This is a genomic window from Bradyrhizobium betae, assembly GCF_004123905.1.
In the GTDB taxonomy this organism is placed as follows: Bacteria; Pseudomonadota; Alphaproteobacteria; order Rhizobiales; family Xanthobacteraceae; genus Bradyrhizobium; species Bradyrhizobium betae_A.
In genome coordinates, this window is the sequence record NZ_MZXW01000015.1 from 208,801 (window position 1) to 221,755 (window position 12,955).

The 12,955-nt window shown below is 64.4% G+C and carries 12 protein-coding genes; 2 read left to right on the forward strand and 10 right to left on the reverse strand.

What is annotated here, in order from left to right:
* Positions 1 to 130 precede the first annotated feature (130 nt).
* A complete protein-coding gene (locus tag B5V03_RS08790) occupies positions 131 to 1,039 on the reverse strand; it encodes an AraC family transcriptional regulator (RefSeq protein ID WP_129269182.1) in 909 nt (302 codons plus the stop codon).
* A gap of 129 nt (positions 1,040 to 1,168) precedes the next feature.
* Here B5V03_RS08790 and B5V03_RS08795 point away from each other — a divergent pair, with 129 nt between their 5' ends.
* A complete protein-coding gene (locus B5V03_RS08795) occupies positions 1,169 to 1,552 on the forward strand; it encodes a nuclear transport factor 2 family protein (RefSeq protein ID WP_129269184.1) in 384 nt (127 codons plus the stop codon).
* A 152-nt stretch (positions 1,553 to 1,704) separates the two neighbouring features.
* Here B5V03_RS08795 and B5V03_RS08800 read toward each other — a convergent pair whose 3' ends face one another.
* The 6 genes from B5V03_RS08800 to B5V03_RS08825 all read right to left on the reverse strand — a co-directional run bounded on the left by B5V03_RS08800 (position 1,705) and on the right by B5V03_RS08825 (position 7,097).
* On the reverse strand, positions 1,705 to 2,460 hold the full coding sequence (locus B5V03_RS08800; protein WP_129269186.1) for an anti-sigma factor family protein: 756 nt from the start codon (positions 2,458 to 2,460) through the stop codon (positions 1,705 to 1,707).
* Positions 2,457 to 3,005: a sigma-70 family RNA polymerase sigma factor gene (locus B5V03_RS08805; protein WP_164987880.1), complete on the reverse strand. Its 549-nt coding sequence runs from the start codon at positions 3,003 to 3,005 to the stop codon at positions 2,457 to 2,459. Before B5V03_RS08805 ends, B5V03_RS08800 begins: the two co-directional genes overlap by 4 nt.
* A 127-nt stretch (positions 3,006 to 3,132) precedes the next feature.
* Positions 3,133 to 3,456 (reverse strand): cupredoxin domain-containing protein, encoded by a 324-nt coding sequence (locus B5V03_RS08810; protein WP_129269188.1) that lies wholly within the window; start codon positions 3,454 to 3,456, stop codon positions 3,133 to 3,135.
* A 24-nt stretch (positions 3,457 to 3,480) separates the two neighbouring features.
* On the reverse strand, positions 3,481 to 4,425 hold the full coding sequence (locus B5V03_RS08815) for a metallophosphoesterase family protein (protein ID WP_129269190.1): 945 nt from the start codon (positions 4,423 to 4,425) through the stop codon (positions 3,481 to 3,483).
* A gap of 158 nt (positions 4,426 to 4,583) precedes the next feature.
* Entirely contained in the window at positions 4,584 to 5,465 is an 882-nt protein-coding gene (locus B5V03_RS08820; RefSeq protein WP_129269192.1) for an alpha/beta fold hydrolase, read from the reverse strand.
* A gap of 12 nt (positions 5,466 to 5,477) precedes the next feature.
* On the reverse strand, positions 5,478 to 7,097 hold the full coding sequence (locus B5V03_RS08825; RefSeq protein WP_129269194.1) for a GMC family oxidoreductase: 1,620 nt from the start codon (positions 7,095 to 7,097) through the stop codon (positions 5,478 to 5,480).
* Between the two features lie 175 nt (positions 7,098 to 7,272).
* On the opposite strand from B5V03_RS08825, the gene B5V03_RS08830 reads away from it, so the two are divergent.
* Complete coding sequence (locus B5V03_RS08830) at positions 7,273 to 8,445, forward strand: M20 aminoacylase family protein (RefSeq protein ID WP_129269196.1); 1,173 nt, start codon at positions 7,273 to 7,275, stop codon at positions 8,443 to 8,445.
* 76 nt (positions 8,446 to 8,521) lie between these two features.
* Here B5V03_RS08830 and B5V03_RS08835 read toward each other — a convergent pair whose 3' ends face one another.
* From B5V03_RS08835 to B5V03_RS08845, 3 genes are all read right to left on the reverse strand, one after another.
* Positions 8,522 to 10,150 carry an inorganic phosphate transporter gene (locus B5V03_RS08835; protein WP_129269198.1) on the reverse strand — a complete coding sequence of 543 codons (1,629 nt, stop codon included), beginning with the start codon at positions 10,148 to 10,150 and terminating at the stop codon, positions 8,522 to 8,524.
* A 98-nt stretch (positions 10,151 to 10,248) separates the two neighbouring features.
* Positions 10,249 to 11,691 carry a UdgX family uracil-DNA binding protein gene (locus B5V03_RS08840; protein ID WP_129269200.1) on the reverse strand — a complete coding sequence of 481 codons (1,443 nt, stop codon included), beginning with the start codon at positions 11,689 to 11,691 and terminating at the stop codon, positions 10,249 to 10,251.
* Positions 11,691 to 12,926 (reverse strand): putative DNA modification/repair radical SAM protein, encoded by a 1,236-nt coding sequence (locus B5V03_RS08845; protein ID WP_129269202.1) that lies wholly within the window; start codon positions 12,924 to 12,926, stop codon positions 11,691 to 11,693. Before B5V03_RS08845 ends, B5V03_RS08840 begins: the two co-directional genes overlap by 1 nt.
* Between the last annotated feature and the right edge of the window lie 29 nt (positions 12,927 to 12,955).

Consider the following 12,955-nt stretch of genomic DNA (forward strand, 5'->3'; position numbering starts at 1 on the left):
CTTGTTCACAGTCTCGATGCGATCGAACGCCTTGCCCAGATCGCGCTTGGCGATCTGCATGTCATAATCGTTCTGAAGATTGAGCCAAAGCTCGGCCGTCGTCACGTCCTCCTAGTGATAGTCCACGATCTCACGAGCCGCCGTTTCGGTACCGCCCCGGTGATTGTCCAAACACGCGGCTGAACGCCTTCGAAAACGCCGGCCCGGACTCGTAGCCGACGGCGCGTGCGATCTCGTCGATGGAGTGGCCGGTTTCACGCAGCGCTTTCGCCGCAAGGCTCATCCGCCAGCGCGTGACATAGGCGAGTGGCGGCTCTCCAACCAGTTGCGTGAACCGGCGCGCAAAGGTGGCGCGGGAGAGCAGGGCGCGATCCGCCAGAGCCGCGACCGTCCATGCGTCTTGCGGTTGCTCATGGATCAGGCGCAAGATGCGCGCGATGGAGGGGTCGCTCAATGCGCCGAACCAGTCGGCGGCGCCTGCGGGCTGGGTGTCCATCCACGCGCGCAACAGCAGAACCAATGCGCTGTCGAGCAGGCGCGATGCGATGAGGTCGGCTCCGCTGCGGCGGCCTTCCGCTTCGACGCGTAGCAGCTGCAATGCAAGTCGCAACGGCTCGTTAGCCTCGACCTGCTGCGCAGTGAGATGAATCAACGGCGGCATCAGCGACACCATCGGATGAGGCGCGGCCTCATCGAGCTGGTATTTTGCGCACAGCAGCGTCGTTGTATCGGGCGCTGAAACCGCCTGTTGGTACGGCGCGGCGGATAGCGCGGCGCGAATGGGAACGATGGACGCATCGGGCGGATCGCTCAGTGCGTGGCCGATGCCGCTCGCCACCAGGACCACGTCGCCGGGCGAAAGACGAACGGGTTCGTCACGGCCCGCCAACCTCAGCCAGCAATGGCCGGCGAGAACGACGTGCAGCGCGGAGTCCCGCTGCGGATCGACGCCGATCCCCCAGGGACAGCGCAACACCACCGTTCCGAGAAACGCGCTGCCGGTGCGATACGACCCCAGCACGTCCGCCATTGCATCCATCACGTTGGCTCCCGCGGCCCGACGGTTGCTGTTTGAGACGATCGGACATGACTTTGCAAGCCCCGCACATCGACGGCGAACGTCTTGTCAGTCCAGAAGCATGACGGCGATCCCATTGGAGACAACGTGATGAACGACATCATTTCGGCCAACAAGGCCATCGTGCGCGACTTCCTGGAAACAGCGATCAATCAGGGGAATTTCGATGGCGCCGCAATCCATTTCGGACCGCGCTACGTCCAGCACAATCCCATGATCGGAGACGGCGTCGAGGGCATCCGCAAACATCTGTCCGAGCTTCGCCGGCAATTTCCGGAGCTGAAGGCCGAGGTGAAGCGCATCGCCGCCGACGGCGATCTCGTCGTGGCGCATGTTCACGCCAGACGCTCGCCCGCCGACCCCGGCCTTGCCATCGTCGACATCTTCCGCCTCGAGGACGGCAAGCTGGTCGAGCATTGGGAGGTGCGGCAGTCCGTGCCCGACGCCGCGGTGCATGGCAACGGGATGTTCTGACTGGATCGGTCGTCGGAGAGTTCGGACAGCATCATCGTCGTCGTCGCGAGGGAAGGCGAGCAATCCAGAATCCTTCCGTGGTGACGCTCTGGATTGCTTCGCTAGACTAGCGCTGGCAAGGATGGGGATGCGACTATCCCTCCGCACTCACTTCATCCCTTCATCGCCACCTCGAACTTGTCGACGAATTCGGCGAGCTCGTCGGCGCCGAGATCGCTGACGGCCCAGAAGTTCAGGCCGCGCTCGCCCCAGCGGCGGCAGTTGAAGCCCTGCATGGTCTGGGTCTTCGGCGGCCGGTGCTCGGTGCTCGAGGTCTGCGACACGAACAAATTGATCACGTGCTGCCGGCGCTTGTAGACGACTGCGCCGATGGCGCGGGCGTCGATATAGTCGAGCCGGCCGCCGACCAGCGTAAAGCCCTGCGCGGTGAGATCGATCACGGGCGGGGCGACGTCGAGCTTGCCGTTGAACCACGGCTTTACCGTGTGCTGGTCGGTCGAGACCACGTCGATGAGGTGGCCGGCCTGGAGCGAGCGCAGATGCGCGGAGACGACCTCCGACAGGATGCGCTGCTGGTCGTCCTGGCGTAGCACCACGGCGACCACGCCGGAGGCCGCGAGCGCGGAGACGGCCGAGCCCATGGCAAAGCCGCGCAACACGGAGCGGCGGGTCGGCTGCTGGCGCTGTGCTTGCGGCAGCGACGCTTCGATCCGGTTCCGCAGGCTTGCGGGCGCGGTGTAGCGCAGATTGGTCTCAGTGAGCACGCGCTGCATCTCGCGCTGTGCGGCCAACTCCGCGGCGCAATCAGGGCAGCCGGCGATATGGGCTTCGACCTCGCGCGCGTGGCCGGCATCCAGCTCGTTGTCGAGCAGCGCATGAAGCAGGATCTTTGCTTCGTCGCAGGTCATCTTGCTTGCTCCTCTTCCGCCGTCCAGGCCGCGCGCAGCATGGCGCGGGCGCGGGCGAGGCGGGACATCACGGTGCCGACGGGCACGCCGACGGCCTCGGCGATTTCACGGTAGGACAGGTTGTTGATCTCCCGCAGCACGAATGTTTCCTTGAACGGTTCGGCGAGCGTGTCGATCAGCTTGCGGATCGCGCCGGCATCGCGGCTGCGCAGCACTTCGGCCTCCGGGCTCGCCTCGCTCTCCTGCCAGAGCGGCGTCTGCTCGGCGGCGCCGGGTGTATCCTCGATTGCGCTATGCTTGTGCGCGCGCCGTGCATATTCGGCGTTGCAGACATTGCGCAGGATCGCGAACAGCCAGGGCTTCATCGCCGGCCCGCGATAGCTGTCGAAATGCTTCAGCGCGCGCAGATAGCACTCCTGCACTGCGTCCTCGGCATCGGAGGCGTCGCGCAGCAGATAGCGCGCAAGCGTGTAGACGTCGTCGAGATGGGGTAGCGCCGCCTCGCGGAAGCGCTGCGCCTTCTGCAAATCGTCGTTGGCGGGCATCGCTCCTCGCTTTGCCTCTTGTTCCGCTCGTGGCTTCGTTTCATCCCTATGCGTCACTGAAGGCGCAGGAGCCCGGCCGGCGTGGGACCACCGGCCGGGCAAGACGTTGATGCCTTGGTTGGAGACGTTACTCAACCTTGATCATCCCCGTCATGTGCGGGTGCAACGAACAAAAATATTTGTAGTCGCCCGCATTGGTGAAGGTGAACGAGAACTTGTCGTCGGTGTCCAGGGTCTTGGACCTGAACTTGCCGGCCGACACCACGGTATGGGGGATGTCGTCCCGGTTGGTCCAGCTCACGGTGGTGCCGACCTTGATCTTGAGTTCGGCCGGCTGGAAAACGAAGTTGTCGATATGGACTTCCATGTCGTCGGCACGGGCAGTTGTTGCGGGCAACAGGATAGCCGCGGCCACAGCGACACCGAAGTCGCGGCGATTGAGTGTCTTCATTGTCAGTTTCCGTCTAGCCCTGGATCAACCCTGGATCGGCGTGTCGATGATCGCGAGCCGCTGCTCGTTCTGCTTGAAGTTGATGCTGGCGACGCCGAGCATGGAGCGGAGTTTTGCGTCTTCGACCTTCATCGGCCCGGGCGAAGGAGCCGCACCGGGCGCGGGCTGCGGGAACGCAGTCGAGCGCGCGGTGTGGAAGGTGACGTTGCCCTCGACCTTCTGCATCACCTGGTGGATGTGGCCGTTCAGCACGGTGACCGAGCCAAAGCCCTTGACGTATTCCAGCGCGCGGCCGCCGTCCTCGGTGCCCCAGCCCCATTCGGGATAGACGGTCCAGAGCGGGATGTGGGCGAACAGCACGACCGGCGTCGATTTCGACTTGCCGCGCAGATCGTCCTCGAGCCAGGCGAGCTGCTCGGCGCCGAGGTTGCCAAGGCCGCCGGCCTTGAGGTCGACGACGTTGACGAGGCCGATGAAGTGCACGCCGCCGGCATCGAAGGAGTACCAGCCCTGGCCCTTGGTGCCGCGGCCGTAACGTTCGCGATAGAACTTCACCTCCTCGTCGAGGAAGTCATGCTCGCCGGGCACGTAGTGCACGTCGAGCTTGCTCTGCGAGATGATGCGGTCTGCATTGTCGAACTCGGCGGCCTTCGACAGATGGGTGATGTCGCCGGTATGGATCATGAACGACGGCTTGACCGGCATCGCGTTGATCTTGTTGACGGCTTCCTCCAGCGTGCCGAGCGCGTTGGGGTTGGCCGGCTTGTCGAAGCCGACATGGCTGTCGCTGATCTGGAGGAAGGTCATGCCGGGTGCGGCCGGGGTCGCGGCTTGCGCGGAATCGATGATGCCGAGCGAGCGCGGCACGCCGCCCGTGATGGTCCAGAGCACCCCGGTGCCGGCCCAGGTCATGCATTCCAGCACCTTGCGGCGGCTGACGCCGTCGTCGCCGTGATCGTGTCCGCTCATCCCACGTCTCCATTTCGCCCGGAATTGGGCTTCGGGGAGGTGATCGGGGGAGGGAGGGGCTTATTCCCGGATGCGATGACGATTTCGTGAGGGGGAGGTCTCGTGTCCCGGACGCGCTGCAATGCGTAGCATTGCTGCGCAGAGCCGGGACCCGAGACTTATTTCGCAAACTCTCGCACGGCCTTCACCACGGCCGCCGGCACTTCCTGCGCCACGCAATGCCCGGCGCCCTCGAAGACCAGCGTGCTGACGCGCGGAATCAGCGACACCGCGCGTCGCGCCATCTCCCAGTAGACCGGCCCCGAATTCGCGGCAGTCGTAAGGCGGACCTCGCAATCGATCTCGGCGAGCGAGGCAAACGGATTGCCGCGGGCATCGCCAACATAGACCTGTGCCATCGCTTCGTAGATCGGACGCAGCATCGCCGACTCGATCTCAGGCGTGCAGCAGAGCCGGACCCGACCATCGTCGAGCGTCACGAAGCCGTGGCGCACATAGGCCCGCAGCGAGGTCTCGGTCCAATCCGCAAATGTCGGCGATGTGCGGTAGCGCTCGAAGACGGCGTCGGCACTATCGAACTCGGCCCGACGGCGCCGCGCGCCGTGGACGCGGGCCATGGAGTCGTCGTCCAATCCGCCGGAGTGCGTAGCGCGCGGGTCCATGACGGTCGGCTCCATCACGAACAGGCGTGTGAAGCGTCCGGGCAAGAGTTTTGCTGCGAGCAGAAGATCGGTCGCACCTGCGCTGTGGCCGATCCCGTAGACGTCGCGCAGATCGAGCGCATCGATCACCCGGCTGACATCCTCAGCAAAGTCGAGGAAATGATACGCGTCGGGCTTGTGGCTTGCGCCATGGCCGCGGCGGTCGAGCGCATAAACGGTGTAGGTTGATGCAAGTTCGCGCGCGACCTCCTCCCAGACTTCGGCAACGAAGCCGGTGCCGTGCACGAGCAGGGCAGGCGGCTTCCCGCTCTCGCCCCATCGCAGCATGGCGATCCCCGCATCGGCAGGGCCGATTGAAAAGCGGTGCGGATTGATCATGGCGGCGGGATGCTACCTCGCATCCTCCAGAATCATCGTCGCGCCTTTCTCGGCGATCATCGCTGTCGGCGTGTTGGTATTGCCTGAGGTGATGGTCGGCATGATCGAGGCATCGACGATGCGCAATCCGTTGAGGCCGTAGAAGCGCAGGCGTTCGTCGACCACCGCCATCGGGTCGCTCGCCGCGCCCATTTTGGCGGTGCCGACGGGATGGAAGATGGTGGTGCCGATGTCGCCGGCGGCCTTTGCGAGCGAGGCATCGTCGTCGCCGACGGAGGGGCCGGGCAGATATTCGCTCGGGCGGTATTTTGCCAGCGCCTTCTGCTGCATCAGGCGGCGGGTGGTGCGGATGGCGTCGGCGCCGACCTGGCGGTCGTCGTCGGTCGAGAGGTAATTCGGCGCGATGATGGGCTTCTCGTCCGGGCTCGCCGCGCGCAGCCGCACGGTGCCGCGCGAGGTCGGCTGGAGATTGCAGGCGCTGACGGTGATCGCGGGGAAGCGGTGCAGCGGATCGCCGAACTTGTCGAGCGACAGCGGCTGCACGTGAAACTGGATGTTGGCGCGCGCGCGCGTCGCGTCAGAACGCGTGAAGACGCCGAGCTGCGACGGCGCCATGGTGAGGGGACCGCGGCGGCGGAAGGCATAGTCGAGGCCCATCAGGCCGCGGCGGAACAGGTTGTAGTAGGTCTCGTTCAGCGTGCGCACGCCCTCGACCTTGTAGATCGCGCGCTGCTGGAGATGGTCCTGCAGATTGCGGCCGACGCCGGGCTTGTCCATGACGATGTCGATGCCGAGCGGCGACAGCCAGTCGGCCGGGCCAATGCCGGAGCGATGCAACACCTGCACCGAACCGATCGAGCCTGCCGAAAGGATCACCTCGCGTTTGGCGCGCGCCTCGATGATCTCGCCGTTCTGCATGAAGCGGACGCCGACGGCGCGGCCCTGCTCGATGATGAGGCGGTCGACCAGCACGTGCTTCTCGAGCCGCAAATTGGGACGATTCAGCACGGGCTTGAGGAAGCCGCGCGCTGACGACCAGCGCCGGCCGCGCTTCTGGTTGACGTGGAAATAGCTGGTGCCTTCGTTGTCGCCGGTGTTGAAATCCGGGATGCGCTTGATGCCCATCTCCTCGGCGGCGTCCCCGACCGCATCGAGCACATCCCACGACAGCCGCGGCGCCTCGATGCGCCAGCCGCCGCCTGTGCCGTGATGCTCGCTCGCGCCGAGGAAGTGATCCTCCAACCGCTTGAAAAGCGGCAGCACGTCGTCGTAGCCCCAGCCGGTCATGCCGAGCTGGCGCCAATGGTCGTAATCGGCGGCCTGTCCGCGCATCGAGATCATGGCGTTGATTGCGGAAGAGCCGCCGATCACCTTGCCGCGGGGATAGGCCAGCGAGCGGCCGTTCAGGCCCGGCTCGGCCTCGGTCTTGAACATCCAGTCCGAGCGCGGATTGCCGATCGCGAAGAGATAGCCGACCGGAATGTGGAACCAGATCCAGTTGTCGTCGCCGCCGGCTTCGAGGATGAGAACGCGGTTCCCCGGTACGGCCGAGAGCCGGTTGGCAAGAATGCAGCCGGCGGTGCCGGCACCGACGACAATGTAGTCAAACTCACCTTCGAGCCGCCTTGGCATTCTGCTTCCACCCGGATGGTCACTTGACGTTCCGTCCTAATAGGCAGACGCAGCGGACCGGGACAAGTCCCGGCCATGCCGGATGGACAGGCTAGGCCCCGATGTCAGGCAGTTGGGTGGACTGGCGCTTGCATGGTAGACAGTCCTGTATTTTCAACAAAGCTTGAGACCCTCAATGCCCATCGTGAACCGTGTCGCCGACCTTCAACCCGATATTCAGGCCTGGCGCCGGGACATCCATGAGCATCCGGAGCTGCTGTACGACGTCCACCGCACCGCAGCATTCGTGGCGGACCGGCTGCGCGAGTTTGGCTGCGATGAGGTCGTGACCGGCCTTGGTCAGACCGGCGTGGTCGGCGTGATCAAGGGCAACAAGCCGGCGGGCGAGGGCCTCAAGGCCATCGGCCTGCGCGCCGACATGGATGCGCTGCCGATCGACGAGCAGACCAACCTGCCTTACGCCTCCAAGACGCCGGGCAAGATGCACGCCTGCGGCCATGACGGCCATACCGCGATGCTGCTTGGCGCTGCGCGCTATCTCGCCGAGACCCGCAACTTCGCCGGCGATGCGGTCGTGATCTTCCAGCCGGCCGAGGAGGGCGGCGCCGGCGGCTTGGCCATGGTCAAGGACGGCATCATGGAGCGCTTCGGCATCGAGCAGGTCTACGGCATGCACAACGGTCCTGGCATTCCGGTCGGCTCGTTCGCGATCCGATCGGGTCCGATCATGGCGGCGACCGACGAGGTCGACATCATGATCGAGGGCCTCGGCGGCCATGCCGCGCGTCCGCACAAATGCATCGATTCCGTGCTGGTCGGCGCACAGGTGATCACGGCGTTGCAGTCGATCGTCGCGCGCAGCGTCGATCCCTTGGAATCCGCCGTGATCTCGATCTGCGAATTCCATGCCGGCAACGCCCGCAACGTCATTCCGCAAACCGCGACGCTGCGGGGCACCATCCGCACGCTGTCGCCGGAAGTGCGCAAGCTGGTCGAGAAGCGCGTGCACGAGGTGGTGGCGGGCGTCGCGCAGATCACCGGCGCCAAGATCGATCTGCGCTACAAGCGCAACTACCCCGTCGTGAACAACCACGCCGCCGAGACGGAAGTCGCGCGGCGTATCGCGAAGCAGGTTGCGGGCGATGCCAATGTGCACGAGATGCCGCCGCTGATGGGCGGCGAGGATTTCGCCTATATGCTGGAAGCGCGCCCCGGCGCCTTCATCTTCTGCGGCAATGGCGACAGCGCCGGCCTGCATCACCCCGCCTACAATTTTGACGACAAGGCGATCGTGTTCGGCACGTCCTACTGGGTCAAGCTGGTCGAGGAATCGCTCGCGGCGTCGTAGGGCCGAACGCGAAGCAAAAACGAAAAGGGCCCGTGCAACGCACGGGCCCTTTGTCTTTGAGGGATCTGATCGCTTCTCAGAAAAGCCGCGAGAAGATCACGTAGAGCGTGCCTGACAGCAGGATCGCGACCGGCAGCGTCAGCACCCAAGCCATCAGCATGTTCCTAAGGGTGGCGAACTGCAGGCCCGAACCGTTGGCGGCCATCGCACCTGCGACGCCCGACGACAGGACATGCGTGGTCGAGACCGGCAGGCCGAACATGTCGGCAGCACCGATGGTGGCAGCGGCGACGAGCTCGGCGGACGCCCCCTGGGCATAGGTGAGATGGGTCTTGCCGATCTTCTCGCCGACGGTCACGACGATGCGCTTCCAGCCGATCATGGTACCGAGGCCGAGCGCGATCGCCACCGCAACCTTCACCCAGGTCGGGATGAACTTGGTGGCGCTGTCGAGCCCGCCCTTGTAGGCATTCAGGGTCGCCACCTCGTCCTTGTTGAGGTCGTTTTCCTTGTCCTTCATCAGGAAGCGGATCGCTTCCGAGGTCAGGTACATGTCGTTACGGGTGTTGCCGACGACTTCCGCCGGCACCTTGTTGAGCGAGCCGTACTTGGCGACCTGATCGCCGACATCCTTCACCAGCACCGCCAGCGAGGGATAGGTGCCTTCGCTGATGTGGTGCGAGGTGATGTACTGCGTCACCGCAGGACGGGGATCGCCGATGATCGAGTGGCCGGCGCCCTTGGCGGCAACCACTTTGGAGGCGGCTTCCGAGACCTTCTGGAACTGTGCCACCTGGGAGTCCGGCAGCGCGCGGTTCAGCGCGTAGGCGGTCGGCACGGTGCCGATCAGGATCAGCATGATCAGGCCCATGCCCTTCTGGCCGTCGTTCGAGCCATGCGCGAAGCTGACGCCGGTGCAGGTCGCAATCAGCAGGCCGCGGATCCAGAGCGGCGGCGGCTTGTGGCCGTCCGGCGCGGCATACAACGCCGGGTTCCTGACGATCATCTTGAGCAGCAGCAGGAGAACCGCGGCACAGACGAAGCCGACCAGTGGCGACAGCAGCAGCGCATAGCCGATCTCGGTGGCCTTGCCCCAGTCCACGCCGGAAGTGCCGTCGCGGCCGCGCATCAATGCGTTGGCAACGCCGACGCCGATGATCGAGCCGATCAGGGTGTGCGAGCTCGACGCCGGCAGGCCGAAATACCAGGTGCCGAGATTCCACAGGATCGCAGCGATCAAGAGCGCGAACACCATGGCGAAGCCGGCGCTGCTGCCGACCTGGAGGATCAGTTCGACCGGCAACAGCGAGACGATGCCGAACGCCACCGCGCCGGTCGAGGTCAGCACGCCGAGGAAGTTGAACAGGCCGGACCACATCACCGCAGCTTCCGCCGGCAGCGAGTGAGTGTAGATCACGGTCGCGACCGCATTGGCCGTGTCGTGGAAGCCGTTGACGAACTCGAAGCCGAGGGCAATCAAGAGAGCCACGAACAGCAGCATGTAGGGCAGGTAGCTCGTGACCCTGGTGCCGGTCGCATCGACATCGGAATAGATGCTGTAGGCTACATAGAGCAGGCCCGCGGCCAAGATGCCGAAGAACAGGATCATGGTCAGCGGGTTGAAACCCTTGTCGAGATTGGGCCGGGAGGCCGGCTGGATCGGCGCGCCATCGGCTACCGCCCTGTCAAATGCTACATCGGTCATGTTTGGACGCCCCTTAACTTTTTGGAAGGGCTATTGTCCGTCACGGATTTGAAGGCTGGATGACAGCCTGCGTCTTAAAGTCGCTTTCCCACCTATATTTAGGCGGCGCGTGCGGCTTTCCTCTGCAAGCCGGCGGCGATCTTCAGATCTTCGACAAAGCGCTGATATTCCAGCACCTTGGCTTCCGGATCGGGCAGCCGCAGCAGATAGGAAGGGTGCACTGTCACCAGCGCCTTGCACCCATCGGGCAGGTCTATGAGCCGGCCGCGGGTCTTGCCGATTGGGTTGATCTTGCCGAACACGCTTTGCGCGGCGGTGGCGCCCATCGCCACGATCAGCTCGGGCCGGATTGCCGAAACTTCCCGCTCGTACCATTGCCGGCACGCCCTGATCTCCGGCGTCGCCGGCTTCTGGTGCAGGCGGATCTTTCCCCGTGGCACGAATTTGAAGTGTTTGACTGCGTTGGTGACATAGACCTTCTTGCGATCGACGCCAGCTTCCTCCAGCGCGCGGTCGAGCATCTGGCCGGCCGGACCGACGAAGGGACGGCCGGCGAGGTCTTCCTTGTCGCCGGGCTGCTCGCCGACCAGCATGATGGTGGCGTTCTTTGGCCCTTCGCCGAACACGGTCTGCGTCGCGTTCTTGTAGAGCGGGCAGGCGCGGCAATGCGCGGCTTCCTCGCGGAGCGCTTCGAGATCGTCAGTGACGGTCTTGCGTGTCATCGGAGCCTCCGGCCGCTTCTGAGGCTTGTGCGGATCGGTTGCGGCGTTGGCGATCATGGCGCCGGTCATGCGCTCGGCGTCCTCGATCAGGGGTTTAATGATCGAAGCCTCGGGCAGGTTCCTCCAGTATTTCTTCGGCATCTCGCTCTGCATCGCCTTCACCTTCAACCGCGCCGGATTGAAGATGCTGGCGTAGTAGCGCCGCCAGGTTTCCTCCAACCGGTCTTCGCCCGGCGCCTCGCTCTTGCTGACGCCGGGGGTGAACGAGAGGGCGTGGCCGTCCCAATGCGCGCAGAGGTCGGGTGTGAGGATCGACCAGGGCATGTCGGCAAAGCGCTTTGCGAAGAACGGCGCGGCGAGCTCGACGATGTGATGTTCCGGCTCGAACCAGGCAACGTAATGCGCTGCGCGTTCCCGGCCGATTTCGCGGAAACGCACGAAGGCATGCATCTTGTGCTCGTCGCGATGAACCGCTCTTGCCATCGCAATGACTTGCGCGACATCAGGGTCGGTCGCGACCTCGATGAGATCGTGATTGTCCTTCAGCCGGAACAGCAGGCGATAGAGGATCGCAAAGCGTTCGGGGTCGCGATGCAGGATCGCTGATTTCGCGAGATCGACAAATTTGCCTGATACGGTGAAGGTGCCGTCGTTCACCTCGAGGATCGGAGACGGCGCGGGCGGTGCGAACAACTCGGCTTCGCCGCCCTGCACGGTCCAGGTGACATCGGTGGGCTGCACATGATGCAGCACGAGGTGACGTGCAGCTTTGCGCCAGCCAGCGAAATCGGTTTCGGTGTCGAGGGTGATGTACTGCATCAGAAGCCAAACCCCAATTGCGTTGCCTTCGGCTTGAACCGCTCGATCAGCCGCGCCTCGTCGAGGCGATGCGGTGAGGGGCGGTGATCGCAGAGGACGATGAACGGCAGCGCCTTGTGCTTGGGCACGTGCAGCCGCGCGAGATCGGAGAGGCGGATCGTGGTGGTACGCCGCGTCGCGATGATGCGTTCGACCGCCTTGGTGCCGAAGCCCGGCACACGCAACAGCTCCTCGCGGCTGGCGCGGTTGACGTCGAGCGGGAAGCGGTCGCGGTGGCGCAGCGCCCAGGCGAGCTTTGGATCGATGTCGAGCGGCAGCATCGCGCTGTCGTCGACGATCTCCGCAACGTCAAAACCGTAGAACCGCATCAGCCAGTCGGCCTGGTAGAGCCGGTGCTCGCGCAGCAATGGCGGCGCGCGCAGGGGCAACGCGCGGCTGGCATCGGGGATCGGGCTGAACGCGGAGTAATAGACGCGCCTCAGCCGGTAGGAGCCGTAGAGATTGGCGCTGCTGTGGAGAATGGTGTGGTCGGAGGCGCTATCTGCGCCGACGATCATCTGCGTGCTTTGGCCGGCCGGTGCGAAACGCTGCGGTTTTGTCTTTGTCTTCGCGCTGCGGCTTTCTTCGGCCTCGTCCAGCTTCAGCCGCAGCCGGCCCATGGTGCGGCGGATCGCGCGGACGTCTTTCTCCGGCGCGAATTGCTGGAGGCTCGTTTCCTCCGGCATCTCGATGTTGATGGAGAGGCGGTCGGCATATTTGCCGGCTTCCGCGATCAGCGCGTCGTCGGCCTCGGGAATGGTCTTGAGATGGATGTAGCCGCGGAAGTGATGCTCCTCGCGCAGCTTTCGCGCGACGCTGACCACCTGCTCCATGGTGTAATCAGGATTGCGGATGATGCCGGAGGAGAGGAAGAGCCCCTCGATGTAATTGCGCCGGTAGAAGTCGAGCGTCAGCTTGACCAATTCGTCGATGGTGAAGCGGGCACGCGGCACGTTCGAAGAAGCGCGATTGACGCAATAGAGGCAATCGTAATTGCAGGCGTTGGTCAGCAGCACCTTGAGCAGCGAGATGCAGCGTCCATCAGGCGCGTAGGAATGGCAGATGCCCATGCCCGGCGACGTCGAGCCCATGCCCTTGCCGTCGCTGGAATCCCGCTTCTCGGTGCCGCTGGAGGCGCAGGATGCGTCGTATTTGGCGGCGTCCGCCAGAATTTCCAGCTTGCGTTGTACGTCCATCCCGGAATCCCTTTGATTCAACTTACGAA